This is a genomic window from Saccharopolyspora mangrovi, from assembly GCF_035320975.1.
Taxonomy (GTDB): Bacteria; Actinomycetota; Actinomycetes; order Mycobacteriales; family Pseudonocardiaceae; genus Saccharopolyspora; species Saccharopolyspora mangrovi.
Genome location: NZ_JAWLNX010000009.1, coordinates 17,575 through 43,906, shown reverse-complemented (window position 1 = coordinate 43,906; position 26,332 = coordinate 17,575). Strand labels below are relative to the sequence as shown.

Genomic DNA, 26,332 nt, shown 5'->3' with positions numbered 1-26,332 from the left:
CGGGCAACTCTGAGCCGGGCTCTGCAGGTCGGATGGCGAACACGACCGAGAGGTCCACGCGGACCGGGACCGGTGGGCGTCGCTCCCGATCGTCACCCGGCAGCGAGGCCGGATGCGCTTGGACGCGTTCGAACATGTGGTCTAGTATTGCCGATGTGTGCCTCGACAGCACACCCGTTCACCGAGGTAGGGGAAGTGCCGACGGTGGACACGACAGCGCCCCGCGCCACCTGACCAAGGCGACGCGGGGCGCTTCGTCGTCCGCTCGCCCCTGCCGCGTTCACCCGGTCTCACGCTGCCCAGCGCTGCGCGCCTGGCGGGCCTGGTCGAGGCTGACTCGCAGCGCCTCTTCCAGATCCGCGGCTTCCTGCGAGCGGGGCTCCGGGACGGCGATCTGGCGGTTGGCGAGCTTGGCGTCGATCAGTGCCTGCAGAGCCTCGCGTGAGTGGTCCCGGTAGGTCGCGGGGTCGAAGGTCGTGCTCGACAGCGACAGCACCAGCTGTTCGGCCATCCGCTGCTCCTGCTCGCGGGTCTGCGGAACCTGGTCGGTGAGCCATTCGAAATCCGGTTCCCGCACCTCATCCGGCCACAACAACGTGACCAGACTGATCCCCGGCCCATAGGGCCGCAGCAGTGCTAACCGCTCCCGAGTCCGGATCGCCACCCGCCCCAACCCCACGTGACCGGTGTCGGTCATGGCGTCGCGCAGCAGGCTGTAGGCGCTGAGCGCGACCTGGTGTGGCTGCAGGAAGTACGAGCGGTCGAACAGGATCGGATCCACCGCGCCGGCCGGGACGAACTCGGCCACCTCGATGGTGTGCGCACTGGGCAGCGGCAACTCCGCCAGCTCGTCCTCGGCCAACACGACCATGCGGCCGTCGGGCAGCTCGTAGCCCTTGGCGATCTCCTCCCACGGCACCCGACGGTCCTCAGCGGTGCAGACCCGCTCATGGCGCACCCGGGCCCCATCGGTTCGGTGCACCTGCCGGAAGCTGATCGAACGTGACTCCGTCGCCGCCGCCAACCCGACCGGGATCGCCACCAGCCCGAAACTGATCACACCGTTCCACAGCGTTCTCACAGCGCAAGCCTGCGCCCGGCTGGCTGGCCCTCCCAAGGCCCTTCGACCCTTCACACCCCCGACGCCATCTGCCGAGACTGGACCCGAGGTGATTACCGATGCGTAATGCTCTCGTCGCCTTAGCCCTGGCGGGCTCATGCCTGTGCCTCGGGGCTCCAGCCGCTGCTGCCGACCCCTCGGTTCAGCCTGCCCAGTCACAGAGCTCGGCGGTTCAAGAGAAAAGGGGCAACTGCTTTGCGACGTATCGGACCAAGCAGTCGCGCGTGCAGCTGTGCAAAGTCTCCGGGCAGATCTACTACCGCGGCTCTAGCGGGGCCGGGTCGATCACCCTGCCTGCCCATCGCATCTCCGCCGGGACATACGAGACCGAGGAGAACGACGGCCACGTCTACACCATCAACTCCAAGGAGTTGGTAATCACCCGCGACGGCGAGGTGATCTCCGAGCAGCCCGTGATCTCCAAGAAGAAGAACAAGTCCACGACGCAGAAGCCCAGTTCGAAGACCCCGCGCGACGAGGGCTCCTTCAGCTACCAGGCTCCGGGCACCAGCTGCGTGCAGAAGGGCAACACCACCACCTGCACCACGCCGTACGGCAGCTACAGCTACAGCTACCAACGCTGATCTTTCATCCGAAAAGGGAGCCGTACCAAGAACCCTCGTTGCCGAGCCTGACGCTGCAGGTCGGCGCCTCGCGCGGTGCCAGCCAGCACGCGGTCGAGCTGGCCGTGGACTGCGGCATGGACCGCCAGTGGCGCGCGATGGTCGAGACGATCCGCGGTGCCATCACCGACGCCCTCGGACCCGACGCTGCCCGAGCTGGGCGCGAACGCCGTCCCGCACACCTCGATTGGCTACGGCACCGGCGACGGCGACTCCGGAGCGATCACCAGCTCGCTTGGTGCTGGTGCTTCTTCCGGGGTTGGTGCGGAAGAAGTGCGGAGAAAGTTGGTGTGGGGACCTGTTTCCGCGCTTCTTCCGTAGGGGGCGCGGCGAAAGCCTCCGCCTGGTTTCGCCTGGTCAGGGTGGCTCGTCGGGCACTTTTAGTCCGGCCCGCCCCCTCAGGCATGGCGCGGCGCAATCCCTGATCACGACACGCTGGGCGACGACGGACTTAGGACCCTGGCACTACCGCTAGGGCCATGTGCTCCATTAACCCAGAAGCGGGATGTAACAAACCTCCGATTCTTCGCGCACGCACGCACACAGAATTGGAATTGGTCATGACTTCCGCTACTCCTCCTGCGGGGCAGGTCCCTCACGTCCCGGGACACGCTGGGTACGGCGTGACTGCCCTGGTCACAGGCATCATTGGAATCGTTTTGTCCTGGATTCCGTTCGTCGGGTTCATCGGATTCATCCTCGGCCTGATCGCCGTTGTTTTCGGGGCTCTCGGGTGGGCCAAGGCCCACAAGGGCGAGATCTCCAATCCGGGGGTGACCAAGGTCGGGTTCTTCCTGGGTGTGGCCGCCGTGGTGTTCTCCATCATCGCCTGGGCGAGCTTCGCCAGTCACATGGACAAGACCTTCAACACACCACCGCCAGCGGCTCCGGCCGGACCGCCCGCCGTCCCCCAGGAAGGGCCGGCGCCTGCTCCCGTTCAGGCCGGACCCTCCTACGCGGAGGTCTTCGGTGACGGGCAAGCGATGGTCTCGGTCTTCGACCAGGGGCACAGCTCCAACACCGTGGAGTTGCCACACCGGGTGGATCTCAAGGAGGGCTACGTCTCCGTTTCGGTGAGCCGGTCCCCGTCCGTTGAGTCATACATGGAAGGCGGCCAGGGCGATTCCGGCTCGGTCGGCTGCCGCATCATCCGTAACGGCGAGGTGGTGGACGAGCAGAGCGCTCAGGGCCAATTCGCCTCGGTTTCCTGTTCGAAGATGTACTGACCCTTTCCCACATGACTGAGCTGAGCGAGTGGATCGGTGCCCGCGCCGTAGACCACCGGTGACGGGCCGAAAGCGCTGTTCGACGCAGCTGCGCTGTGACTGGGCGAACGCAGGAGGTTGCTGCGGGGAGCGTCGAGGCAGGGCCGCTTCACACGTCGCCGCGAGGGCGTCCCGCACAGGACGCGATCAACGGTGGTGCGGATAGTAGAGCGTCATCTGTGCCAAAACCTGCGAAGCAGCAGAGCCGAACGGCGACCAGGGGCCCGACGAGGCTTTAGCGCTGTTCTTCGTTCCGATGTTCCTCAGACCCCTAGCCGAGCCTGCAGAAGCTCGTCCAGGATAGACACCGACGAGTACTGAGAGACCGCAAGTCGGGTGTCCAGGGCTTGCTTCCCAACAACGGATCAGCCCCTCGTCCAGCCTCGCCCGCATCTCGGCGGTCACGTGCGTCTAGCGCCGCTGGACCGATGTGTCCGTGTGACCGATCCGTTCGTCGGCCAGCACGGCCGGCGTGCCCAACTCCTCCATGAGCGTCCGGTGCGAATCGCCTGAGCAGGGGAGACGCTGTGATCGGGCGAGCGGAATGGACGCGTCATAGGAGTCGGCACGTGACCATGCACGGCAAATGCGCGTCCAAACGACGGAAGACGGCGACAAAAAGCCTGGTCAGGAGGCAACTGGCCGAGAGCCTGTAAATCAGCCGGCATTGCCTTCGGAGGTTCGAACCCTCCACCCGGCACGAGCAGGAAGAAGACCCCGTGACCAGCGAAAGCGGTCACGGGGTCTTTGCTTTGCGGTCCGGCTGTGTCCGGTGCGGTCCGGCCGTATAGGACGATCCACGCCGAATACACGCCCAAAGATCAGGCCGGGCCTAGTGCCTGTTCCACTCGCTGACGGACCGCGTGTTCCCACGGCTGGCTGGCCCTCCGGAGGCCCTTCGCCCCTTCACGCCCCGGACGGCATCTGCGGAGACTGGTCTTGAGGTGATTACACATGCGTAATGCTCTCGTTGCCGAGCCTGGTGCTGCAGGTCGGCGCCTCCCGCGATGCCAGTCAGCACGCGGTCGAGCTGGCCGCGGACTGCGCCCTGACCGCCAGTGGCGCGCGACGGCCCGGTCGTAGACCGCGCTGGTGGCGCAATGGAGACCGGGCTGCGGTCGCCCCACCACCGGGGTTCAGCCTCGGACCTGCCGCGGTGACGCGCTCGCCGCGTCGGGGGGCTCAGCGAAGGCGATCGCGTTTCCATCCGGATCGGAAATCTTCACGTGGCGCACGCCGTTCAAGTAGGTCTCGATCGGGTTGTGCTCGATGCCCTGTCTGGTGAGGCGCTCGAGGAGCGCGTCGAGCCCGGCGACGGCGAAGGTGATACGACCCGCGCCCGCCTGCGGAGCGTTCGGCTCGATGAAGAGCGTGGCATGCTCGGCGACGTCCCAGAGAACCTCATCGCCGACGCGCATGTCCGGTGCTCGTCCGAAGAACCGCGTGTACCACTCAATGCCGGCGTCAAGATCGGATACTGGGACCCCGGCGATGAGGTCGGTGATAGTCCCATCCGTCACTCCTCCTGGTGGCCTCACTCATTGGTCGATCAGGCACATCAGTTTGGACCGACTGCGACGGAGAGAATCATCGTTGTCGCCGGAGGACTGCTCGTCGGAGTCTTCTCGTCGGGGAGTGGGGTGAGGATGGGTGGATGCAGATCTCTCTGGTTTCGCTCGTCGTGGCGGATTACGACCGGGCTGTTGAGTTCTTCGTGGGTGTTCTGGGGTTCGAGTTGGTGGAGGACTCGCCTTCGTTGACCAACGACGGGCGGGAGAAGCGGTGGGTCGTGGTGCGGCCTCCGGGCGCCGGGACCGGGTTGCTGCTGGCGAAGGCCGACGGGGACGCTCAGGTCGCGGCCGTGGGGAACCAGACCGGGAGTCGGGTGGGGTTCTTCCTGCAGGTGGATGACTTCGAGGCGACCCACCGGCGGATGGTCGAGGCCGGGGTGGAGTTCCTCGGCGAGCCTCGGACCGAGCCCTACGGGCGGGTCGTCGTCTTCCGCGACATCGCGGGTAACAAGTGGGATCTCCTCGGACCCCGGTAGCGTGTTCAGGCAGACCTGAACAGCGGCTCAACTGGGAGGTAGTCAAGGTGGCAAACCCGTCCTTCGACGTGGTCAGCAAGGTGGATCACCAGGAGGTGGACAACGCGCTGAACCAGGCGGCCAAGGAGCTGGCCAACCGGTTCGACTTCCGGGGCACCGGGACCAAGATCTCCTGGTCCGGCGAGGACGCCGTCGTCCTGGAGTCGGAGACCGAGGAGCGCTGCAAGGCCGCGATCGACGTCTTCAAGGAGAAGCTGATCAAGCGGAACATCTCGCTGAAGGCCCTGGACATGGGCGAACCGGCGAGTTCCGGCCAGATCTACAAGGTCACCGGCAAGATCGTGCAGGGTATCTCGCAGGACATCGCGAAGAAGATCTCCAAGAAGGTCCGCGACGAGGGGCCCAAGGGCGTGCAGGCGCAGATCCAAGGTGACGCGCTGCGCGTGTCCGGCAAGAAGAAGGACGACCTGCAGGCCGTCATCTCGCTGCTGAAGTCCTCGGACTTCGACGTGGCCCTGCAGTTCGAGAACTACCGGTGATCAGCGTCCCCCTCCGCGCGCAGCGCTCGTCGCTGCGCGCAGGGCGGGAAGCTGCTCGGGAAGGGGCTTCGTGAAGGGGATCGTGCTGGCCGGCGGCAGCGGGACGCGGTTGCACCCGCTCACCCAGGCCGTGTCGAAGCAGCTTCTCCCGGTCTACGACAAGCCGATGATCTACTACCCGATCTCGGTGCTGATGCTGGCCGGGATCCGCGACGTCCTGCTCATCTCCACCCCGTCGGACCTCCCGCTGTTCCGGCGCTTGCTGGGCGACGGGTCGCAGTTCGGGCTGGACATCTCCTACGCCGAGCAGCCGCAGCCCAACGGGCTGGCCGAGGCGTTCGTGATCGGGGCCGACTTCGTCGCCGACCAGCCGGTGGCGCTGGTGCTCGGCGACAACATCTTCTACGGCCAGGGCTTCTCCGGGATCCTCCGCGACTGCGCTCGTGACCTGCGCGGATGCACCCTGTTCGGGTATCCCGTGCGGGACCCGCAGCGGTACGGGGTCGGGGAGGTCGACGGCGACGGCAAGCTGCTGTCGATCGTGGAGAAGCCCGCCGAGCCCAAGTCGAACATGGCCATCACCGGGCTGTACTTCTACGACAACGCCGTCGTCGACATCGCCAAGGGGCTCACGCCGTCGGCGCGCGGCGAGCTGGAGATCACCGACGTCAACCTCGCCTACCTGCGCGAGGGCCGCGCGCACCTGACCGAGCTCGGCCGCGGTTTCGCCTGGCTGGACACCGGCACCCACGACTCGCTGCTGGAGGCCGGGCAGTTCGTGCAGGTGCTCGAGCACCGCACCGGGGTGCGGATCGCGTGCCTGGAGGAGGTCGCGCTGAAGATGGGCTTCATCTCCGCCGAGGCCTGCTACGAGCTGGGCGCGAAGCAGGCCAAGTCCGGCTACGGCGAGTACGTCATGGAGGTCGCCCGCAAAGCGGGTGCCTAGTGGATCGGCGGCAGCTGCCGCCCGGCCATCCCCTCCAGGCGGGAGATCCGGTCGGCCATCGGCGGGTGCGTGGAGAACAGCTTGGTCAGGCGCTCGCCCGGGCGGAACGGGTTGGCGATCATCAGGTGCGACTGCGACACCAGCTGCGGCTCCGGGGCTAGCGGAGCCGCCCTGGTGCCCCTCTCCAGCTTGCGCAGCGCCGAAGCCAGGGCCAGCGGATCGCCGGTGAGCTGAGCGCCCGAGGCGTCGGCCTGGTACTCGCGGGACCGGCTCACCGCCATCTGCACCACCGCCGCCGCGATCGGGCCGACCAGCGCGACCAGCAGCATCGCGAACGGGTTCGGGCGGTCCTCGTCGTTGCCGCCGAACATGCCGAAGAACATCCCGAAGTTCGCCAGGAACGTCACCACGCTGGCCAGCGCACCGGCGACGCTGGAGATCAGGATGTCGCGGTTGTAGACGTGCGAGAGCTCGTGCCCGAGCACCGCGCGCAGCTCGCGCTCGTCGAGGAGCTCCAGGATCCCCGTCGTGCAGCACACCGCCGCGTTGCGCGGGTTGCGGCCGGTGGCGAACGCGTTCGGGGCGCGGGTCGGGCTGACGTACAGGGCGGGCATCGGCTGCCGCGCCGACGTCGCCAGCTCCCGCACGATCCGGTACATCGCCGGCTGCTCGGCCTCCGACACCGGCCGGGCGCGCATCGAGCGCAACGCCATCTTCGCCGAGTTGAAGTAGGCGAACCCGTTCATGCCCAGCGCCACCACCAGCGCGATGACCAGTCCGGCCCGTCCGAAGATCGCACCGACCATCAGCACCAGCGCGCTCATGCCGCCGAGCAGCACTGCGGTTTTCAGACCGTTGAAATGACTGCGCACCTCTGCCTCCGCCCGTGATTCAACTGGAAAACGCTCGGGCCCGACGGCTGGTTCCGCTGAACGGATGTGCCGAATGCAACTCCACCCACCGATCGGATGAAATTGGGCTTCGATCTAGGCTGAAAGGTCTAGCAGATGAATCTGAAAGTCATCCTCCGGTTCCCCCTCCCGGAGGATGAGCAGAAGGGATCCCCAATGGTTTTCGCCAAGCTGCGCCGACTGCTGTCGGCCAGCCCCGGCACCCCGGCGCGCTCCCCCCGCGGCGGTATTTCCCTGCACCCCACGCCGCTGGACAGCGGTCTGGTGAGCGGTCAGGTGCACGACGAGCGCGGCGCGCTCCTCCCCGGCGCGAGCGTCACCCTCGTCGACCGGCTGAACCAGGTTATCGGAGAGTCGAAGACCGATTCCTACGGCGGTTTCGCGCTCTCCGTCGCCCCCGGCACGCATCGGTTGTCGATCAGCTCCGGCGGCTACCGCCGGTTCAGCACCCGAGTTCAGGTGCAGGTCAACCAGCACTCCCCGCTCGGCAGCATCGGCATGCAGGCCGACGACTCGCTGGAGCTGCCGCAGCCCGGCCGGTACCGGTTCGACCCGTACCACACCGAGATCCGGTTCGTGGCCCAGCACATCGGGATGTCCAAGATCCACGGGATGTTCAAGGAGTTCGACGGCGTGATCGAGGTCGCGCCCCGGTTCGAGGACTCCCAGATCGAATGCGTGATGGAGGCCGCCTCCATCGACACCGGCGTGAAGATGCGCGACGACCACCTGCGGTCCGCGGACTTCCTCGACGTCGACTCGCACCCGAAGGTCTACTTCCGCAGCGAGCGGCTGACCCACGTGCGCGCGGACCGCTGGAACGTCAGCGGCCGGCTCACCCTGCGCGGCACCACCAGCCCCGTCGACCTGGAGACCGTCTACCTGGGGCAGCGCAGGTTCCAAGGCCCGGGCTTCGACGGCGACCTGCGGGTCGCCTGCGACTCCAAGGCGATCCTGCGCCGCGAGGACTACTCGGTGAACTGGCAGGCGACACTGGCCAAGGGCATCGCGGTGGTCGGCCCGACGATCAGCATCGAGCTCGGCGTCCAGGCCGTCATGGAGTGACGAGGTGCGGAACGGCTGCGCAACGTCGTTGCGCAGCCGTTCCTCTAGGTCAGGAGTGCAGCTCCATCGTGCAGCACTTGGGACCGCCGCCGGACTTGCGCAGCTCCGAGACGTCCAGCCGGATCACCTCGTAGCCGCGGTCCTCCAGCTGCTTGGCCAGGCCCGTCGCCTCGGTCGGCAGCACCACGTGGTGGCCGTCGGAGACGCCGTTGAGACCCAGGCACGCGGCGTCGGCCTCGTCGGCGATCACCGCGTCCGGGAACATCCGCGCCAGCACCCGCCGGGAGCCCGCCGAGAAGGCTTCCGGGTAGTAGGCGATCTGCGCGTTCGGCCCCTTGTCCAGCACGAACAGGGCCGTGTCCAGGTGGTAGTAGCGCTCGTCGACCAGGTTCAGCGAGACCACCGGAACCCCGAGCGCCTCCTGCGCCTCGGCGTGCGCGGCGGGGTCGGTGCGGAAACCGGTCCCGGCCAGCAGGACCTCGCCGGTCCAGGCGAAATCGCCCTCCGCCTCGTTGATCCGGGTCGGCATCACCAGGTCGCGGTGGCCGTGCTCGACGAACCAGCGGCGGAAGTGCTCGGCCTCGGCCGCGCGCTCGGGCGCGCGGAACTTCGACCCCAGCACGCGGCCCTCGATCACCGTCCCGGAGTTGGCGGCGAAGACCATGTCGGGCAGGCCGGGCTGCGGCTCGATGGTGTCCACGGCGTGGCCGAGCCGGAGGTAGGTGTTCTTCAGCTCCTCCCACTGCTCCATCGCCAGCGCCGCGTCGACCGGCTCGTCCGGGTTCATCCACGGGTTGATCACGTACTCGACGGTGAAGTACGTGGGCGGGCACATCAGGAAGTGGCGGGTGGTGGCCTGCTCGGCCGCGAGCGTTTCGGCGGGTCGCGCCGCTGTTGCCGTCATGAATCGAAATCTAAGCGCTATGGATACCCACCATCAACGCTGCTCCGTTCGCCCCTTGCGGCAGAATGTTGCGTATGGACGCCTTGGACCAACGAATCATTTCGCACCTGGTCGCGGACGCGCGAGCGAGCTACGCGGAGATCGGATCGGTCGTGGGATTGTCCGCGCCCGCGGTGAAGCGGCGGGTGGACAAGCTGCTCGACCAGGGCGTTCTGCAGGGCTTCACCGCCGTGGTCGACCCGGAGGCGCTCGGCTGGGGAACCGAGGCCTTCGTGGAGGTCCACTGCCACGGCAACGTCCCGGCGCACCGGATCCGGACCGGGCTGGAGCCGCTGCCGGAGATCGTCGCCGCCTACACCGTCTCCGGGCAGGCGGACGCGATCGTGCACCTGCGGGCGGCCGACATCCACCACCTCGAGGAAGCGATGGAACGGCTCCGGGAGGTCGACTTCGTCTCCCGCACGGTCTCCACCGTCGTCCTCTCCCGCCTCCTGGAGCGCCAGCCCCAGGCCGACTGACCTCGGGGCGTCAGGAGCCGCGGCTGGTGGAGCGCCAGGACTCGAAACCGGCGATCTCGGCGTCGGCGGGCGTCCGGAACCAGACGTCCGCGGTGATCTGGTCGTACTGCGGCGAGTCCGGGGTGTGGTACTGGCGGGAAGCCGAGTGGCCCTTGATCATCGGGCCGGACGAGCCGGTGGGCGAGGGCTTGGCAGGAGCGGGAGCGGCCTGCGGAGCCTCGGGGGGCTGTTCCGAGGGGGGTTCCCACTTGGTGTCGCGCCCAGGGTGGGGGCCGGCGCCCGGCGTCCGGCGAGGCAGCGGAGCCGACTCGTCCGGGTTGTCCACGAGCTTGATGTCCGCCGGGTTGTCCTGCTCCGGCGGAACCGCGGGGATGACCTGGGTGGCGTCGGCGCCGACCGGCGGCGTGTAGGGCTCCTGGGTGTCGGCCGACTCCGGCTCGAACAGGGAGCGGAGCTGTCCCGAGAGCTGACCGGAGTCCTCCTCGTCGGCTCCCCGCGGGAACTGCGACGGGCGCGGCTCGGCCCGGGTCTCCTCGATCTCGGGGTTGCGGAACCACGTGTTGTCCCCGGCAGGCTCGGGTTCCGGGACCGGCTCCGGTTCCGGCTCGGGGAGGCGCTGCGTGTCGGCAGGAGCGCTGCGGACCGCCTCGGGCGCCACCCACGGGCGGGGCTTGCGGTCCCACTCGTCGAGCTGCTGCTCCTCCGGGGCTTCCCACTGCCGGGGCTGTTCCAGCAGGTCCAGCGGGGCCTGCTGGTGCTCGACCGGCTCGTCGGCGTACGCGGTGTCCTCGTACTCCTCGTACACCGGCTCGTCGTAGACGTGCACGGGTTCGGCGTAGCGCGGCCGGGCCAGCTCCGCCTTGAGACTGCGGCGCAGCGGCCGGACGAACAAGGCCCAGGTCACGAACGCACCCAGCAGGAAAGCGGCGAGGCTCCACAGCCACACCTGGGTGAACAGCCAGGTGATCACGAGAGATGTCCCTCCTCCGAGGCTCGAGCAGCTCCGCCGGTCACTCCCGGGTTCCTACCACGCGTGCGACGTCGCCCGGTACCTCTTTGACCCGCTCGTGACTCGGACGGCGAGTTCAAGACAGACGGCGCAGCACGTCACCAGGTGCGGGCGACCACGTAGTCGACCAGCGAGGACAGCGCCTCCCGGGCCGGCACGTCGGGCAGCGACGCGAGCTCCTTGCGCGCGTCGTCGGCGAACTCCTGCAACGTCCCCCGAGTCCGCTCCAGGCCTCGGGAACCGCGCAGCAGCTCCAGCGCCTCCGCCACCTCGGCGTCGGAGGACAGCGGACGACCCAGCAGGTCCCGCAGCCGCTCCGGGCAGTTCTCGTCGGCAAGCGCGTAGAGCATCGGCAGCGTCTTGACGCCCTCGCGCAGGTCGGTGCCCGGAGTCTTGCCGGACTCGTTCGACGGCGAAGCGATGTCGATGATGTCGTCGGAGATCTGGAACCCGGTGCCGATGAGCTTGCCGATGCGCTCCAGCGACTCGATCGTCGCCTCGTCGGCCCCGGAGAACCAGGCGCCGAACCGGCCGGCGGTCGCGATCAGCGAACCGGTCTTCTCGTAGATCACCTTGAGGTAGAACTCGACGGCGTCGTCGCCTTCCCGGACGCCCTCGGTCTCCCGCATCTGGCCGGTGACCAGCGCCTCGAAGGTCGCCGCCATCCGGCGGACCGCTTCGGCGCCGAGGTCGGCGATCAGCTGGGAGGCCTTGGCGAACAGGAAGTCGCCGGTGAGGATCGCGACCGAGTTGTCCCAGCGGGCGTTGGCGCTGGTCGCGCCCCGCCGCATGGTGGCCTCGTCCATCACGTCGTCGTGGTAGAGCGTCGCGAGGTGGATCATCTCCACCACGGCACCGGACTTGACCACCTCGTCCGTCGTGGGGTCGCCGAACTGCGCGGCGAGCAGCACGAACAGCGGCCGGAACCGCTTGCCACCCGCGTCCACCAGGTGCAGCGAGGTGCGTGTGGCGAAGTCGAGGTCGCTGCGCACCTCGTCGTGCAGCAACTGCTCGACGCGAGCCATGCCCTGCTTGACCGAGCTGGCCAGCTCGGCGTCGGTGATCTGGAAACCACCCAACCCGGCTGCGTTCAGTTCACTGATCGGGTCATCCGCTGGCCTGCTCACGTCACCGTCGCCTTCGCTCCCCCACAATCGCCCTACGGGCGAACTCTACGACACGAAGCCCCCGACGTTCGCCCAGTCCAGAGCCAACGTCGGCAGCACGCCCAGCAACAGCGTCACGACCACGCCCAGCGTGATCGCCGCCGTCGTGAACGCCCCCGGCACGCTGACGGTGGGGCCGTCCGCAGCCGGTTCTTGGAAGTGCATCAGCACGATGACACGAAGGTAGAAGAAGGCCGCAACTGCACTGGCCACCAGGGCCACCACGACCAGCGGTGCCATGCCGTCGGTCAGCGCGGCCTCGAAGACCACGAACTTCCCGACGAAACCGCTGGTCATCGGGATGCCGGCGAGGGCGAGCAGCAGGAACGTGAACACCCAGGCGACCAGGGGCGAGCGCTTCGCCAGACCCGCCCAGTCCGAAAGGTGAGTTGCCTCACCGTCGGAACGGCGTACGAGGCTGATCACACCGAACACGGCGATCGTGGTGAACCCGTAGGCCAGCAGGTAGAACAGCGTGGCCGCCAGACCGCGGTCGGACAGCGCGAGCGCGCCCAGCAGCATGAAACCGGCGTGCGCCACCGACGAGTAGGCGATCATCCGCTTGATGTCGCGCTGGGTCAGGCCCAGCACCACACCGATGACCATCGACACCACGGCGATCGTCCACACCACGCCGCGCCACTCCCAGCTCGACGCCTCGAAGGCGACCTGCAGCACGCGCAGGATCGCGCCGAACGCGGCGACCTTGGTGCAGGCGGCCATGAAGCCGGTGACCGCGGTCGGCGCGCCCTGGTAGACGTCCGGGGTCCAGGTGTGGAACGGGCCGACGGAGGCCTTGAACAGCAGGCCGACCAGCAGCAGCCCGAGTCCGGCGAACAGCAGCGTGTCCGAGCGCTCCGAACCGGCGGTGGCGTCGGCGATGGCCTGCAGCTTCACCGAACCCGCGTAGCCGTAGAGCAGCGCGAGGCCGTAGAGGAAGAACGCGGAGGCGAACGCGCCGAGCAGGAAGTACTTCACGGCCGACTCCTGCGACAGCAGCCGGCGGCGCTTGGCCAGCCCGCACATCAGGTACAGCGGCAGGCTCAGCACTTCCAGCGCGATGAACATCGTCAGCAGGTCGTTGGCCGCGCAGAACACCATCATCCCGCCGAGGGAGAACAGGGCCAGCGGGAAGACCTCGGTGCGCATCCCGGTCGTCGACGCGGCCGCACGGCTCATCGTCCCGGGGCCTTCGGCCGGGTTCGCCTCGGCGACGAACGCACCGCCCGGCTCCACCGAGCGGTCGGCGATCAGCAGCACCGAACCCAGGCCGAGCGCCAGCAGCGTGCCCCACAGGAACAGCGTCGGCGGGTCGACGGCCAGCGCGTCGGACAGCGTGGTCACACCGGTCCCGGCCGACCGCGCGAACACCGCCAGCGCGATGCCGGCGATGACGATCGAGGCGAGGCTCAGCCCGACCTGCACCGACCAGCGCTGGTGCCGGGGCAGGAACGCCTCGACCAGGATCGCCACGCAGGCGGCACCGAGGATCACCAGCACCGGAGCGATCGCCGCGTAGTCGATCGGCGGAATCTCGACGGAACCCAGCTGGCTCGGGAATCCCTTGACCACTGTCAGTTACCTCCCTGCGAGGTCACGGGGTCGGTGACGCCGACCTCGCTGATGGTTGCCGCGACCGACGGGTTGATCACGTCCAGCACCGGCTTCGGGTACACGCCGAGCCCGATGATCAGCACGATCAGCGGGGCCAGCACGGCGATCTCCCGGGCGCCCAGGTCGGCGAGCCGCAACCGGTGCGCGCCTTCGCGGTTCGGGTCGGTCACCGCCCCCGGACCGGTCGCGGTGCCCAGCAGCGCGTCGCCGCGCACCGGGCCCTGCATCGTGCGCTGGTACAGCCACAGCACGTAGACCGCGGCCAGCACCATGCCGATCGTGGCCAGCACCGTGAACACCGGGCGGGTCGGGAAAGAGCCCACCAGCACGAGGAATTCGCTGACGAACGAGTTGGTCCCGGGCAGCGACAGCGTGCTCAGCCCGGCGATCAGCAGCGTGCCCGCCAGCAGCGGGGTCACCTTCGCCATGCCGCCGTAGTCGGCGATCCGGGTCGAACCGCCGCGCACGATGACCATGCCGATGACCAGGATCAGCATGCCCGTGGCGATGCTGTGGTTGATCATGTACGACACCGCGCCGACGTGCGCCTGCGAGGTGAACGCGAAGATGCCCAGCGCGATGAACCCGAAGTGCGCGATGGAGACGTAGGCGATGAAGCGCTTGAGGTCGCTCTGCCCGAAAGCCTGCAGCGAGCCGTAGAGCACCCCGACCACCGCCAGCACCAGCACCAGCGGCGCCAGCTGCTGCGAGGCCTGCGGGGTCAGCGGCAGGCTGTAGCGCAGGAAGCCGAAGGTGCCGACCTTGTCCAGCACGCCGACCACGATCACCGCGACGCCGATCGGCGCCTGCTGCGCGGCGTCCGGCAGCCAGGTGTGGAACGGGATCAGCGGGGCCTTGATCGCGAACGCGACGAAGAAGCCCAGGAACAGCCAGATCTGCACGTTCACCGGCGCGTCGGACAGGATCGGGACGAGCTTGGCCCAGTCGAAGGTGCCCTCGCCGGTGACCTCCGCGCTGTAGCTGTAGGCGCCGATCGCCGACGCCAGCATGATCAGGCCGCCGAGGAACGAGTACAGGAAGAACTTCACCGCGGCGTAGGTGCGCTTCTCACCGCCGTAGCCGCCGATGAGGAAGTACATCGGGATCAGCATGATCTCGAAGAGCACGTAGAACAGGAACACGTCGGTGGCGGCGAAAACCGCGACGGTCAGCGCCTGCTCGAGCAGCAGCAGCGAGAAGAACCCGCCGTGCGTGCGGCCCTCCGGCAGCCGTTCACCCCAGCTGTAGGCCAGCACCAGCGGCGTCAGCACGGCGATGACCGCGATCATCACCAGCGCGATGCCGTCCACGCCGAACGAGACGTTGATGTCGAACGACGGGATCCACGGGATCGAGCTGGTCAGCTGCAACCGGGGGCCGGCCGGGTCGTAGGCGGACCAGGCGGCCGCGGCGATCACGAGCTCGGCGAGGGAGAACCCGAGCGCGGTCCACTTCGCCGCGCCGGTGTTGCCGCGCAGCAACGCCACCACCACCGAGCCGACGATCGGCAGCAGCACCAGGGCGAGCAGCAGGGTCATCGGATCTCCTCCCGGAGCTCACTGGGCTGAACAGATCCACACAAGGTCGTCATGTCGGGATCCCCACTGCCATCAGGGCGGCGATCACGACGATGCCGCCGAAGAGCATGGACAGGGCGTAGGACCGGACGAACCCGGTCTGCCAGCGGCGCATCCGGCCGGAGCTGAACGTCAGCAGCGAGGCGATGCCGGAGACCGTGCCGTCGACGCCCTGGCGGTCGACCACGAGCAGCCCCTTGGTCAGGCCGAAGGTGGGGCGCACCGCCAGCAGGTCGTTGAGCTTGTTGCCGCCGAGGTCGGCGCGGGCCGCGCGCACCACCGGCGAGACCTTCGCCGGGCGCTCGACCGGAACGGGCTTGCGCCCCACCACCAGCCACGCGACCAGCGCGCCCAGCGCCGAAAGACCCACCGTCAGAACGGGGATCAGCGAGTGCGGGATGGCGGTGTGGTGGGCTTCCTGCAGCTCGCCCAGCGACGGCGACAGGAACGTCACCAGCCGGTCGCCGCCCGCCAGGAACATGCCTGCCGCGACCGAACCGACCGCCAGCACGATCATCGGCGCGGTCATGATCGCCGGCGACTCGTGCGGGTGGAAGTCCTGGCCGTTGCTCGCCTTGAGGTCCTTCCAGCGCTTCTCGCCGAAGAACGTCATCAGCACCAGGCGGGTCATGTAGAACGCGGTGATGCCCGCGCCCAGCATCGCGGCGCCGCCGAAGACCCAGCCGCGCCAGCCCTCCTGGCCGAACGCCGCCTCGATGATGGCGTCCTTGGAGTAGAAGCCGGACAGGAACGGGAACCCGATCAGCGCCAGGTAGCCGAGCCCGAAGGTGCCGAAGGTGATCGGCATGTACCGGGCGAGGCCGCCGAACTTGCGCATGTCGACCTCGTCGTTCATGCCGTGCATGACCGAACCGGCGCCGAGGAACAGCCCGGCCTTGAAGAAGCCGTGGGTCAGCAGGTGCATGATGCCCAGCGCGTACCCGGCCGGGCCGAGCCCGACGGCCAGCATCATGTAGCCGATCTGGCTGACCGTGGAGTACGCGAGGACCTTCTTGATGTCGTCGTAGGCGCAGCCGATGACGCACCCGACCAGCAGCGTCACCGCGCCGACGATGGTGACGGCCAGCTGCCCGCCCGGCGAGAGCGAGAACAGCGGGTTGGAGCGGGCCACCAGGTAGACGCCCGCGGTGACCATCGTCGCGGCGTGGATCAGCGCCGAGACCGGGGTCGGGCCCTCCATCGCGTCCGGCAACCAGGCTTGCAGCGGGACCTGGCCGGACTTGCCGCAGGCGCCGAGCAGCAGCAGGAGCGTGATCGCCAGCAGGACGCCCGGCGAGAGCTCACCGGCGCGGGCGAAGACCTCCGCGTACTGGGTGGTGCCGAGGTTGGCGAACAGCAGGAAGATCGCCAGCGCCAGGCCGACGTCGCCGACCCGGTTCATCACGAACGCCTTGGTCGCCGCCGCCGCGGCCGAAGGACGGCCCTGCCAGAAGCCGATCAGCAGGTAGGACGCCAGGCCGACGCCCTCCCAGCCGAGGTAGAGGGTCACGAAGCTGTTGCCCAGCACCAGGATCAGCATCGCGGCGACGAACAGGTTCAGGTAGCCGAAGAACCGGCGGCGCTCGGTGTTGGCCGAACCGGTGCGGCCCTGCTGGTCGTGGCTCATGTAGCCGATCGAGTACAGGTGGATCAGCGAACCGACACCCGTGATCAGCAGCACGAACACCATCGCCAGCGGGTCCAGCCGGAGCCCGAAGTCGACCTGCAGCGCGTTGACCGGGATCCAGGAGAACAGGTGCAGTTCGCGGACCTGCTCGCTCTCAGGACTGCCGGCGACGGAGGTGAACAGCCAGAGCCCGTAGACGAACGAGGCGATCACCGTGGCCGAACCCAGCAGGTGCCCCCAGCCGTTGGCCCGTCGTCCCGCGATCAGCAGGATCGCGGCACCCACCAGCGGGAACGCGACCAGCAGCCAGGCGTAGGACTGCGCGGGACCGGTCGCGTCGGCGACCCCCGCTGCGGTTTCAAGCATCTTTGCCGTCACCACGCGCCCTCTCAGTACTTGAGCAGGTTGGCGTCATCGACCGAGGCCGAGCGACGCGTCCGGAAGATCGACATGATGATGGCCAGGCCGACGACCACCTCGGCGGCCGCGACGACCATCACGAAGAACGCCATGACCTGCCCGTGCACCGTTCCTTCGATGCGGGCGAAGGTGACCAGCGTCAGGTTGACCGCGTTGAGCATCAGCTCGACGCACATGAACACCACGATGGCGTTGCGCCGCACCAGGACTCCGACCGCGCCGATCGAGAACAGCAGCGCGGACAGCAGCAGGTAGTACGTGGGGGTCACTGGTGAACCTCCTCGGTGGCGTGCTCCGAGCGCGCGGTGGCGTGCCCGTTGCCGTTCGCCCCGCCGGGCGCCGGGATCTCGGGCCCGGTTTCGACGACCGGCTCACCGGACTTGCCGGAGCTGGTCTGCTCGGGCAACTCCGGCTCGCTGGTCAAGGCGTGCGCGTCGGGTCCTGGTTCGTTCCCGGCGACCGCGCGGCGCTCCTCGTCGAGCTGCTCCGCGGGCAGGTTCTCCAGCAGCTCCGACAGCGACTCGGGCGCGACCGAACCGTCCGGCAGCAGCGCGGGCACCGCGACCGAGTTGGCCGTGGCGTACACGCCGGGGCCGGGCAGCGGCGACGAGCGGTCGCTGCGGAAGCGGGCGTTGGCGCGCTCCCGCTGGCTCAGGCGCGGGCCGCGGCCCTTGCCGCCGTAGGCCAGCACCATCGCGCCGACGGCCGCGGTGATCAGCAGCGCGGAGGTCAGCTCGAACGGGAACAGGTAGTCGGTGAAGATCAGCCGGCCGAGACCGCCCGCGCCACCACCGGCGGGCTGCCAGGGGTCCAGCGGCGGCGCCACCTGCACCGAGGTCAGCGACCGGGCCAGGCCCGACACCAGCAGCGCTGCCAGGCCGATTCCGCCGAGACCGGCCCAGAGGCGTTGTCCGCGCAGGACTTCCACCACCGAGTCCGAGGAGTCGCGGCCGACCATCATCAGCACGAACAGGAACAGCATCATGATCGCGCCGGTGTAGACGATGATCTGGGTGAAGCCCAGGAACGGCGCGCTCTGACCCATGTAGAGCACGCCCAGGCTCAGCATCGTCAGCACCAGCCACAGCGCGGAGTGCACCGCGTTGCGGGCGAAGACCATGCCGAGCGCGCCCAGCAGCGACAGCGGGCCGAGGACCCAGAACAGCACCGCTTCCCCGGTGCCGACCACGTCACCGCCCTGCGCCAGCACGATTTCGGTGCTCATCGCGCATCCACCTCCGGACCGGATTCCACCGTCGTCCCGGTCGGAACCCCTCGCTGCTTGGCGAGCGCGGGACCGTTGACGTAGTAGTCCTGCTCGTCCTCGCCGAGGCGCATCGGGTGCGGCGGCTGCTCCATGCCGGGCAGCAGCGGCGCCAACATGTCCTCCTTGGTGTAGATCAGGTCCTGGCGGTTGTCGTCCGCGGTCTCGTACTCGTTGGTCATCGTCAGCGCGCGCGTCGGGCACGCCTCGATGCACAACCCGCAGCCGATGCAGCGCAGGTAGTTGATCTGGTAGTCCATGCCGTAGCGCTCACCCGGCGAGTAGCGGGCCTCGTCGGTGTTGTCCCCGCCCTCCACGAAGATCGCGTCGGCCGGGCACGCCCACGCGCACAGCTCGCAGCCCACGCACTTCTCCAGCCCGTCCGGGTGCCGGTTGAGCTGGTGGCGGCCGTGGAACCGGGGCGCGGCGACCTTCTTGACCTCGGGGTACTCCTCGGTGACGACCTTCTTGAACATCGTCGAGAAGGTGACGCCGAAGCCCTTGATCGGATCAAACATTCCCATGTGGCGCCTCCTCGCCTTCCGGACCCGCGAGTTCGCCGGAACCGGTGCCGCTGCGCACCGGGGTGCGCCGCGGCGGGGTCTTGGGGACTTCCAGGTCGAGCGGCGGCACCGGGAACCCGCTGCCGGCCATCGGCACCTCGTCCGGGTCCTTGGCCGGCTTGCGGTCCGGGATGAGGAACGTGGCCGCGACCAGGATCACCACCACGATCGCGCCGCCGATCATGAACTGCTGGGTGCTGACCGCTTCGGAGTTGCGCAGCGCGCGGATCACGGTCACCGCCACGATCCACACCAGGCTGACCGGGACCAGCAGCTTCCAGCCGAGGTCCATGAACTGGTCGTAGCGCAGGCGCGGCAGCGTGCCGCGCAGCCAGATGAAGAAGAACAGGACCCCGATCGTCTTGCCGAGGAACCACAGCACCGGCCACCAGCCGGTGTTGAGCACCCCGTCGCCGATCAGCGACAGCGGCCACGGCGCGCGGTAGCCGCCGAAGAACAGCGTCGTCGCCAGCGCCGAGACGGTGACCATGTTGATGTACTCGGCGAGGAAGAACAGCGCGAACTTCAGCGAGGAGTACTCGGTGTGGAAGCCGCCGACCAGCTCGGACTCGGCTTCCGGGAGGTCGAACGGGGCGCGGTTGGTCTCACCGACCATCGACACCAGGTAGACCAGGAAGCTCACCGGCAGCAGGGCGAAGAACCAGCCGTGCTCCTGCGCCTCGACGATGCCGGAGGTCGACAGCGTGCCCGCGTACATGATGACCGCGACGAACGACAGGCCCATCGCGATCTCGTAGGAGATCACCTGCGCCGCCGACCGCAGCGACCCCAGCAGCGGGTACGGGGAGCCGGACGCCCACCCGGCCAGCACGATGCCGTAGACGCCGACCGAGGCGCAGGCCAGCACGACCAGCAGGCCGACCGGCAGGTCCACCAGCTGCAGCGCGGTGCGCTCGCCGAAGATGGTGACCTCGGGGCCGATCGGCATCACCGAGAACGACACCAGCGCGGGCGTCGCGGAGATCGCCGGGGCCAGGAAGTACACCCACTTGTCGGCCATGACCGGCCGGATGTCCTCCTTGAACGCCAGCTTCAGGCCGTCGGCCAGCGACTGGAGGATGCCGAAGGGGCCAGCGCGGTTCGGGCCGGGCCGGTGCTGCATGCGGCCGATGACCCGGCGTTCCGCCCAGATCGTCAGCAGCGTCATCAGCACCAGGAAGACGAAGATCGCGACGACCTTGATCAGGATCAGCCAGATCGGGTCGTCGGCGAGCAGTTCGGCCGTTCTGGTCATGCGTTCCCCCCGCGGTGGTGGGCGGAATTGCCGTTCGTCTCGGGTCCTCCGCTCGCCGGGGCGAGGTCGACCAGCGCACCGTGGCCCGCGCCGAGGGCCTCGTGGACCCGGGCCTTCCCGGAGTCGGTTGGCACCCACACGACGTCGTCGGGCATGTCGGCGATCTCGACCGGCAGCACGATCTTGCCCCGCTCGGTGCTGATTTCGAGGCGCTGCCCGGAACTGATCTCGACGCGCCTGGCGGTGTCCGGCGAGAGGATCGCGACCCGGTTGCGGGCGGTGCCCGCCAGGTTCGGCTCCTCGACCTGCAGCGAACCGTTGTCCAGCAGCTGCCGCCAGGTCGCCAGCACGGCCTGGCCGGGGCTTGGTCGCGGTGCGTGCGCGACGGGCTCGTCCGGGGCGTCGGTGCGGCTGCCGGTGTGCGTGCCGAGCCGTTCGAGCTCGGCGCTCGCGGCGGCCGGGCTCTGGGTGAACAGGTCGGCGTCCATCTCCACCGCGAGGGTGTCCAGCACCCGGCAGTCCGGCAGCGCACCGGTGCCGTCGATGGTGGTGCCGAAATCGCGGCGGCGGCCCTCCCAGTTGAGGTAGCTGCCGGTCTTCTCCGCGCTGGGCGCGATCGGCAGCACCACGTCGGCCCGCTCGGTCACCGCGCTGGGCCGGAGCTCGAGGCTGACCACGAAGTCGGCCGCTTCCAGGGCCTTCCGGGCCAGCGCCGGGTCGGGCAGGTCGTCGGGGTCGACCCCGCCGAGCACCAGGCCGGACAGCGCGCCGGAGGCGGCCGCGGTCAGGATCTCGGTGGCGTCGCGGCCCGCGGCGGCCGGCAGCGAACCGGGGGCCATGCCCCAGGTGCGCTCGACCTCGGAGCGGGCGTGGTCGTCGACGACGGGACGAGCACCGGGCAGCAGCGTCGGCAGGGCACCCGCCTCGATGGCGCCGCGCTCCCCGGCGCGCCGGGGGATCCAGGCGACCCGGGCCCCGGTGCGCTGGGCGGTGCGCAGCACCTCGGAGAGGAGGCCGGGCACCTCGGCGGCGCGCTCGCCGACGACGAGCACCGCGCCCTGCTGCCGGATCGCCTCGTCCACATCGGACGGCAGCGACTCCAGCGCGGCGGCCTCACCGCCGGGGACGCAGGGCACCAGCGAGCCGGTGCGCACCGGGCCTCCGGCGTGGGTGATGACCGTGGTCTTCTCCACGCCCGGCGAGGTGCGCGGCGCGATGTGGAAGACCTGCGTCCCGCCCGTCCGGGCTGCCTTGCGCAGCCGCAGGAAGACGATCGGCGACTCCTCCTCCGGCTCGAACGCCACGCACAGCACGGCCGGTGCGGACTCCAGATCCCGGTAGGTGACACCGGTTTCCGGCGTCACCCCGACCACCGCGGACTCCAGGAACCGCAGCTCCTCGGTGGAGTGCGGGCGGGCCCGGTGGTCGATGTCGTTGGTGCGCAACGCGACTCGCGCGAACTTCGAGTAGGCGTAGGCGTCCTCGACGGTCAGCCGGCCGCCGGGCAGCACCCCGACCCCGCGCGCGTCACGCGCCTCGGCCAGGCCCTCGGCCGCCGCCTGCAGCGCCTCGGTCCAGGACGCCTCGCGCAGCTCGCCGTTGACCCGGACCTGCGGCCGGGTGATGCGGTCGGCGGCGTTGGCGTAGCGGAACGCGAAGCGGCCCTTGTCGCAGATCCACTCCTCGTTGACCTCCGGGTCGTCCCCGGCCAGCCGGCGCATCACCTTGCCGCGCCGCCAGTCCGTCCGGGTCGCGCAGCCCGAGGCGCAGTGCTCGCACTGCCCCGGCGTGGAGACCAGGTCGAACGGCCGCGAGCGGAACCGGTAGGCCGCGCTGGTCAGCGCGCCGACCGGGCAGATCTGGATGGTGTTGCCGGAGAAGTAGGACTGGAACGGCTGCTGCTCGCCGATGCCGATCTGCTGCAGCACACCGCGTTCCAGCAGCTCGATGAACGGGTCACCGGCGATCTGCTTGGAGAACCGGGTGCAGCGCTGGCACAGCACGCAGCGCTCGCGGTCGAGCAGGACCTGCGAGGAGATCGGCACCGGCTTGGCGAAGGTCCGCTTGGTGTCGTGGAACCGGGACTCCGCGCGGCCGTGCTTGAGCGCCTGGTTCTGCAGCGGGCACTCGCCGCCCTTGTCGCAGATCGGGCAGTCCAGCGGGTGGTTGATCAGCAGCAGCTCCATCACGCCCTGCTGCGCCTTGTCGGCCACCGGCGAGGAGTTCTGCGTCTTGACGACCATCCCGTCGGCGACGGTCATGGTGCAGGAGGCCTGCGGCTTCGGCATGGCCCGGCCGTTCATCTCGACCTCGACCAGGCACTGCCGGCAGGCGCCCGCCGGGTCCAGCAGCGGGTGGTCGCAGAACCGCGGGATGGTGATGCCCATCCGCTCGGCGGTCCGGATCAGCAGCTCGCCCTTGGGCGCCTCGACCTCGATCCCGTCGATGGTGAGCCGGACGTAGCCCTCCGGGACCGGGCGGGCTTCGGATTCGGGTGCCAGGGTCATCGGGCCGCTCCTACCAGCTCCGGAGCCTTCTCGTTCTTCTCACACAGCGCGAGGAACTCCTCGCGGAAGTACTTGATGCCGCTGGTGATCGGGCTGACCGCGCCGTCACCGAGGGCGCAGAACGAGCGGCCGAAGATGTTGTCGCAGACGTCGAGGAGGGTGTCGATGTCCTCCTCGCTGCCGCGCCCGTCGACCATCCGCTCCAGCACCTGCGCCAGCCAGTACGTGCCCTCCCGGCACGGCGTGCACTTGCCGCAGGACTCGTGCTCGTAGAACTGCGTCCACTTCATCACCGCCCACGGCACCGACACCGTCTCGTTGAACACCTGGACGGCGGTGGTGCCCAGCATCGAGCCGGCTTCGGCCGCGCCCTCGAAGTCCAGCGGGACGTCGAGGTGCTCGGCGGTGAACAGCGGTGTCGAGGAGCCGCCCGGGGTCCAGAACTTCAGCGGGACGCCGTCCTTCATGCCGCCCGCGAGCTCCAGCAGCTGCCGGAGCGTGGTGCCCATCGGCGCCTCGTACTGGCCCGGGTTCTCGACGTGGCCGGAGATCGAGTAGATCTTCGGGCCCGGCGACTTCTCGCTGCCCATCGTGCGGAACCAGTCCGAGCCGCCGTTGACGATGAACGGCACCGAGGCGATGGTCTCCACGTTGTTCACCGTCGTCGGGCAGGCGTAGAGCCCGGCAGCGGCGGGGAACGGGGGCTTGAGCCGCGGCTGACCGCGCTTGCCCTCCAGGGAGTCCAGCAGCGCCGTCTCCTCACCGCAGATGTAGGCGCCCGCCCCGGCGTGCACGACGATGTCCAGGTCGAAGCCCGAGTCCAGGATGTTCTTGCCGAGGTAGCCGGCGGCGTAGGCCTCGCGGACCGCGTGGTTGAGCCGCCGCAACGGGTGCAGCGCCTCGCCGCGCACGTAGATCATGCAGTGGTTGGCGCGCATCGCGTAGCTGGCGATGATGCAGCCCTCGATCAGCGAGTGCGGGTCGGCCATCATCAGCGGGATGTCCTTGCAGGTCCCCGGTTCGCCCTCGTCGGCGTTGATGACCAGGTAGTGCGGCTTGACCGGGTCCTTGGGCATGAAGCCCCACTTCACGCCCGCCGGGAAGCCCGCACCACCGCGCCCGCGCAGACCGGAGGCCTTGACCAGCTCGATCAGCTGGTCCGGATGGGCCTGCAGCGCCTTGCGCAGCGCGGTGTAGCCCTCCAGCTGCTCGTAGGTGTGCAGCGTCCAGGAGTTCGGCGACAGCCACCGCTTGGTCAGCACCGGGGTCACCGGGCTGGTGCTCGGTTCGGTCATGGCCACCCTCACTTCTTCTCCGGCAGCGGCGGGAGTTCCGCGTCATCGGGCATGCTCGGCGCGGTCCAGCCGCGCTCCTGGGCCAGCGCGGCGCCCCGGTTGGTCTCGGTCGCCTGCGACGGCCCGGTCACGGTCTCGTCGAGGTCGTCGAAGAACCCGGCCAGCTGGCGCTCGGCACCCCGGAAGTCCGAGAGCTCCGGGCCGCGCGTCGGCTTGGGCCTCTCACCGCGCTGCAGGGACTTGACCAGCTCCAACGCCTGCTCGGACGTCTGGTTGTCGTAGTACTCGTAGTTGACCTGCAGCACCGGCGCGAAGTCGCAGGCCGCAAGGCACTCGGCGTGCTCGAGGGTGATCGAACCCTCGGTGCCGGGCTCACCGGCGGTTCCCTCGTGCCCGACGCCCAGGTGCTCGCCGAGCGTCTTGTAGATCGCATCGCCGCCCAGCGCCGCGCACATCGTGTTGGTGCACACGCTGACCAGGTGCTGCCCGCACGGCTTGCGCTTGTACATCGTGTAGAAGGTCGCCACGGCGCTGACCTCGGCCACCGACAGCGCCAGCTCCTCGGCGCAGAGCTTGATGCCCGCCGGGCTGACGTGCCCCTGCACCGACTGCACGAGGTGCAGCATCGGCAGCAGCGCCGACCGCGACTCCGGGTACCGGGCGATGATCTGCTTCGCCTCGGCCCGGGTGTCCTCGCCGAACACCGAGGTGTCGACCGCGCCGGTCTGCTCCTCGGTGGTGGTGAACTCGAACTGCTCGGTCATCGATCCACCCCGCCCATCACCGGGTCGATGGAGGCGACGGACGCGATCACGTCGGCCACCAGTCCGCCTTCGGCCATCGCCGGCATCGCCTGCAGATTCACGAAACTGGGTTCGCGCACGTGCACCCGCATCGGCCGGGTGCCGCCGTCGGAGACCAAGTGGACGCCCAGCTCGCCGCGCGGCGACTCGACGGGCGCGTACGCCTGGCCGGGCGGAACGTCGAAGCCCTCGGTCACCAGCTTGAAGTGGTGGATCAGCGACTCCATGGACTGGCCCATGATCTTGCGGACGTGCTCCAAGGAGTTGCCCATGCCGTCGGCGCCGATGCTCAGCTTCGCCGGCCAGGCGATCTTGGCGTCCTCCACCATGTGCGGGCCGGACTCCATCTTGTCCACGCACTGCCGGATGATCTTCAGCGACTCGTGCATCTCCTGCACCCGCAGCAGGTACCGCGCGTAGCAGTCACCGTCATTGCTGGTGGGCACCTCGAAGTCGTATTCCTCGTAATCGCAGTACGGTTCGACCTTGCGCAGGTCCCACGGCAGTCCCGCGGCCCGCAGCAGCGGGCCGGTCACGCCTAGCTGCAGCGCGCCGTCCAGCGGCAGGTAGCCGACATCCTGGAGCCGCTGCTTCCAGATCGGCTGACCGCTGAAGAGCTTGTCGTAGTCCGGCAGGCGGGTGTCCATGACCTTGATGAACTCGCGCACCTTGTCCTGCCAGCCCTCCGGCAGGTCCTGCGCGACGCCACCGGGCCGGACGAACGCGTGGTTCATCCGCAGACCGGTCAGGAACTCCAGCAGGTGCAGGACCTCTTCGCGCTCGCGGAAGCCGTAGGTCATGCCGGTGGTCGCGCCCAGCTCCATCGCACCGGTGGCCAGGAAGACCAGGTGCGAGGAGATCCGGTTGAGCTCCATCAGCATCACGCGCATCGTCTGCGCCCGCTTCGGCGCCTCGATGCCCAGCAGCTTCTCGATGCCCAGGCAGTAGGCGGTCTCGGTGAACAGCGGCGCCAGGTAGTCCATGCGCGTCACGAAGGTGACGCCCTGGGTCCACGTCCGGTACTCGGTGTTCTTCTCGATGCCGGTGTGCAGGTAGCCGATGACCGAGCGGGCCTTGGTGACCGTCTCGCCCTCCAGCTCCAGCACCAGGCGCAGAACGCCGTGCGTGGACGGGTGCTGCGGGCCCAGGTTGATGACAACCCGCTCCTCGCCGCCGGTTTCGTCCAGGAACTCGTCCCAGTCGCCGCCGGTGACGGTGAAGATGCGGCCCTCGGTGGTGTCTCTCGACTCGGCGGGGTACGCGCCGGTGAGTGATTCGGTGGTCATTGCCCACA

Annotated in this window: 24 protein-coding genes; 7 read left to right on the top strand and 17 right to left on the bottom strand. The window is 68.9% G+C overall.

Annotation, left to right across the window (positions count from 1 at the left end; all coding sequences use genetic code 11):
* Positions 1–280: 280 nt before the first annotated feature.
* Positions 281–1,219, bottom strand: a complete 939-nt coding sequence (gene ku, locus R4I43_RS14825) for a non-homologous end joining protein Ku (protein WP_324266205.1) — start codon at positions 1,217–1,219, stop codon at positions 281–283.
* 125 nt (positions 1,220–1,344) lie between these two features.
* Between ku and R4I43_RS14820 the strand changes: the two genes are divergently transcribed.
* Together R4I43_RS14820 and R4I43_RS14815 are read left to right on the top strand one after the other, a co-directional pair.
* A complete protein-coding gene (locus tag R4I43_RS14820) occupies positions 1,345–1,704 on the top strand; it encodes a hypothetical protein (RefSeq protein ID WP_324266204.1) in 360 nt (119 codons plus the stop codon).
* 662 nt (positions 1,705–2,366) lie between these two features.
* Positions 2,367–2,969, top strand: coding sequence for an MmpS family transport accessory protein (locus R4I43_RS14815; RefSeq protein WP_324266203.1), 603 nt, complete (start codon positions 2,367–2,369; stop codon positions 2,967–2,969).
* 1,175 nt (positions 2,970–4,144) lie between these two features.
* Here R4I43_RS14815 and R4I43_RS14810 read toward each other — a convergent pair.
* Positions 4,145–4,528 carry a VOC family protein gene (locus tag R4I43_RS14810; protein WP_324266202.1) on the bottom strand — a complete coding sequence of 128 codons (384 nt, stop codon included), beginning with the start codon at positions 4,526–4,528 and terminating at the stop codon, positions 4,145–4,147.
* 134 nt (positions 4,529–4,662) lie between these two features.
* On the opposite strand from R4I43_RS14810, the gene R4I43_RS14805 reads away from it, so the two are divergent.
* From R4I43_RS14805 to rfbA, 3 genes are all read left to right on the top strand, one after another.
* Positions 4,663–5,055: a VOC family protein gene (locus R4I43_RS14805; protein ID WP_324266201.1), complete on the top strand. Its 393-nt coding sequence runs from the start codon at positions 4,663–4,665 to the stop codon at positions 5,053–5,055.
* A gap of 47 nt (positions 5,056–5,102) precedes the next feature.
* Complete coding sequence (locus R4I43_RS14800) at positions 5,103–5,594, top strand: YajQ family cyclic di-GMP-binding protein (protein WP_093414257.1); 492 nt, start codon at positions 5,103–5,105, stop codon at positions 5,592–5,594.
* 70 nt (positions 5,595–5,664) lie between these two features.
* Positions 5,665–6,540: a glucose-1-phosphate thymidylyltransferase RfbA gene (gene rfbA / locus R4I43_RS14795; RefSeq protein WP_324266200.1), complete on the top strand. Its 876-nt coding sequence runs from the start codon at positions 5,665–5,667 to the stop codon at positions 6,538–6,540.
* On the opposite strand, the gene htpX is transcribed toward rfbA, so the two are convergent.
* Positions 6,537–7,412 (bottom strand): zinc metalloprotease HtpX, encoded by an 876-nt coding sequence (gene htpX, locus R4I43_RS14790; RefSeq protein ID WP_324266199.1) that lies wholly within the window; start codon positions 7,410–7,412, stop codon positions 6,537–6,539. The two genes, rfbA and htpX, sit on opposite strands and share 4 nt — an antisense overlap.
* Before the next feature lie 195 nt (positions 7,413–7,607).
* On the opposite strand from htpX, the gene R4I43_RS14785 reads away from it, so the two are divergent.
* A complete protein-coding gene (locus R4I43_RS14785) occupies positions 7,608–8,516 on the top strand; it encodes a YceI family protein (protein ID WP_324266198.1) in 909 nt (302 codons plus the stop codon).
* A gap of 49 nt (positions 8,517–8,565) precedes the next feature.
* Here the strand turns inward: R4I43_RS14785 and ddaH are convergent, their stop codons facing one another.
* A complete protein-coding gene (gene ddaH, locus R4I43_RS14780; RefSeq protein ID WP_407691250.1) occupies positions 8,566–9,420 on the bottom strand; it encodes a dimethylargininase in 855 nt (284 codons plus the stop codon).
* 74 nt (positions 9,421–9,494) lie between these two features.
* On the opposite strand from ddaH, the gene R4I43_RS14775 reads away from it, so the two are divergent.
* Positions 9,495–9,938, top strand: coding sequence for an Lrp/AsnC family transcriptional regulator (locus R4I43_RS14775; protein WP_324266197.1), 444 nt, complete (start codon positions 9,495–9,497; stop codon positions 9,936–9,938).
* 10 nt (positions 9,939–9,948) lie between these two features.
* On the opposite strand, the gene R4I43_RS14770 is transcribed toward R4I43_RS14775, so the two are convergent.
* The 13 genes from R4I43_RS14770 to R4I43_RS14710 all read right to left on the bottom strand — a co-directional run bounded on the left by R4I43_RS14770 (position 9,949) and on the right by R4I43_RS14710 (position 26,324).
* Complete coding sequence (locus R4I43_RS14770; RefSeq protein ID WP_324266196.1) at positions 9,949–10,908, bottom strand: sunset domain-containing protein; 960 nt, start codon at positions 10,906–10,908, stop codon at positions 9,949–9,951.
* 137 nt (positions 10,909–11,045) lie between these two features.
* Positions 11,046–12,074, bottom strand: a complete 1,029-nt coding sequence (locus tag R4I43_RS14765) for a polyprenyl synthetase family protein (RefSeq protein WP_324266195.1) — start codon at positions 12,072–12,074, stop codon at positions 11,046–11,048.
* A 45-nt stretch (positions 12,075–12,119) separates the two neighbouring features.
* Positions 12,120–13,661 carry an NADH-quinone oxidoreductase subunit NuoN gene (gene nuoN, locus R4I43_RS14760; RefSeq protein ID WP_324266371.1) on the bottom strand — a complete coding sequence of 514 codons (1,542 nt, stop codon included), beginning with the start codon at positions 13,659–13,661 and terminating at the stop codon, positions 12,120–12,122.
* Between the two features lie 26 nt (positions 13,662–13,687).
* Positions 13,688–15,265, bottom strand: a complete 1,578-nt coding sequence (locus R4I43_RS14755; protein WP_324266194.1) for an NADH-quinone oxidoreductase subunit M — start codon at positions 15,263–15,265, stop codon at positions 13,688–13,690.
* A 49-nt stretch (positions 15,266–15,314) separates the two neighbouring features.
* Positions 15,315–17,297 (bottom strand): NADH-quinone oxidoreductase subunit L, encoded by a 1,983-nt coding sequence (gene nuoL, locus R4I43_RS14750; protein WP_324266193.1) that lies wholly within the window; start codon positions 17,295–17,297, stop codon positions 15,315–15,317.
* Positions 17,298–17,320: 23 nt separating this feature from the next.
* Positions 17,321–17,620: an NADH-quinone oxidoreductase subunit NuoK gene (nuoK, locus tag R4I43_RS14745; RefSeq protein WP_093414272.1), complete on the bottom strand. Its 300-nt coding sequence runs from the start codon at positions 17,618–17,620 to the stop codon at positions 17,321–17,323.
* Positions 17,617–18,576 (bottom strand): NADH-quinone oxidoreductase subunit J, encoded by a 960-nt coding sequence (locus R4I43_RS14740; RefSeq protein WP_324266192.1) that lies wholly within the window; start codon positions 18,574–18,576, stop codon positions 17,617–17,619. The genes nuoK and R4I43_RS14740 overlap by 4 nt, the downstream gene beginning before the upstream one ends.
* Entirely contained in the window at positions 18,573–19,139 is a 567-nt protein-coding gene (nuoI, locus tag R4I43_RS14735) for an NADH-quinone oxidoreductase subunit NuoI (protein WP_324266191.1), read from the bottom strand. The genes R4I43_RS14740 and nuoI overlap by 4 nt, the downstream gene beginning before the upstream one ends.
* The gene (gene nuoH / locus R4I43_RS14730) at positions 19,126–20,433 is read right to left on the bottom strand and encodes an NADH-quinone oxidoreductase subunit NuoH (protein ID WP_324266190.1); all 1,308 of its coding nucleotides are present in this window, start codon (positions 20,431–20,433) and stop codon (positions 19,126–19,128) included. The genes nuoI and nuoH overlap by 14 nt, the downstream gene beginning before the upstream one ends.
* A complete protein-coding gene (locus R4I43_RS14725) occupies positions 20,430–22,940 on the bottom strand; it encodes an NADH-quinone oxidoreductase subunit G (RefSeq protein WP_324266189.1) in 2,511 nt (836 codons plus the stop codon). The genes nuoH and R4I43_RS14725 overlap by 4 nt, the downstream gene beginning before the upstream one ends.
* Entirely contained in the window at positions 22,937–24,235 is a 1,299-nt protein-coding gene (nuoF, locus tag R4I43_RS14720) for an NADH-quinone oxidoreductase subunit NuoF (protein ID WP_324266188.1), read from the bottom strand. The genes R4I43_RS14725 and nuoF overlap by 4 nt, the downstream gene beginning before the upstream one ends.
* 8 nt (positions 24,236–24,243) lie before the next feature.
* Positions 24,244–24,999, bottom strand: a complete 756-nt coding sequence (nuoE, locus tag R4I43_RS14715) for an NADH-quinone oxidoreductase subunit NuoE (RefSeq protein WP_324266187.1) — start codon at positions 24,997–24,999, stop codon at positions 24,244–24,246.
* Positions 24,996–26,324, bottom strand: a complete 1,329-nt coding sequence (locus tag R4I43_RS14710) for an NADH-quinone oxidoreductase subunit D (RefSeq protein WP_324266186.1) — start codon at positions 26,322–26,324, stop codon at positions 24,996–24,998. The genes nuoE and R4I43_RS14710 overlap by 4 nt, the downstream gene beginning before the upstream one ends.
* Positions 26,325–26,332 lie beyond the last annotated feature (8 nt).

What these genes read in the sequence shown, in the direction of transcription:
- R4I43_RS14785 (WP_324266198.1), top strand. Translation starts at nt 7,608, where the DNA reads ATGGTTTTCGCCAAGCTGCGCCGACTGCTGTCGGCCAGCCCCGGCACC.
- nuoH (WP_324266190.1), bottom strand. Translation starts at nt 20,433, where the DNA reads ATGACCAGAACGGCCGAACTGCTCGCCGACGACCCGATCTGGCTGATC.
- R4I43_RS14755 (WP_324266194.1), bottom strand. Translation starts at nt 15,265, where the DNA reads ATGACCCTGCTGCTCGCCCTGGTGCTGCTGCCGATCGTCGGCTCGGTG.
- nuoI (WP_324266191.1), bottom strand. Translation starts at nt 19,139, where the DNA reads ATGGGAATGTTTGATCCGATCAAGGGCTTCGGCGTCACCTTCTCGACG.
- R4I43_RS14740 (WP_324266192.1), bottom strand. Translation starts at nt 18,576, where the DNA reads ATGAGCACCGAAATCGTGCTGGCGCAGGGCGGTGACGTGGTCGGCACC.
- nuoF (WP_324266188.1), bottom strand. Translation starts at nt 24,235, where the DNA reads ATGACCGAACCGAGCACCAGCCCGGTGACCCCGGTGCTGACCAAGCGG.
- R4I43_RS14775 (WP_324266197.1), top strand. Translation starts at nt 9,495, where the DNA reads ATGGACGCCTTGGACCAACGAATCATTTCGCACCTGGTCGCGGACGCG.
- ddaH (WP_407691250.1), bottom strand. Translation starts at nt 9,420, where the DNA reads ATGACGGCAACAGCGGCGCGACCCGCCGAAACGCTCGCGGCCGAGCAG.
- ku (WP_324266205.1), bottom strand. Translation starts at nt 1,219, where the DNA reads ATGAGCCCGCCAGGGCTAAGGCGACGAGAGCATTACGCATCGGTAATC.
- nuoE (WP_324266187.1), bottom strand. Translation starts at nt 24,999, where the DNA reads ATGACCGAGCAGTTCGAGTTCACCACCACCGAGGAGCAGACCGGCGCG.
- nuoL (WP_324266193.1), bottom strand. Translation starts at nt 17,297, where the DNA reads ATGCTTGAAACCGCAGCGGGGGTCGCCGACGCGACCGGTCCCGCGCAG.
- R4I43_RS14710 (WP_324266186.1), bottom strand. Translation starts at nt 26,324, where the DNA reads ATGACCACCGAATCACTCACCGGCGCGTACCCCGCCGAGTCGAGAGAC.
- R4I43_RS14805 (WP_324266201.1), top strand. Translation starts at nt 4,663, where the DNA reads ATGCAGATCTCTCTGGTTTCGCTCGTCGTGGCGGATTACGACCGGGCT.
- R4I43_RS14725 (WP_324266189.1), bottom strand. Translation starts at nt 22,940, where the DNA reads ATGACCCTGGCACCCGAATCCGAAGCCCGCCCGGTCCCGGAGGGCTAC.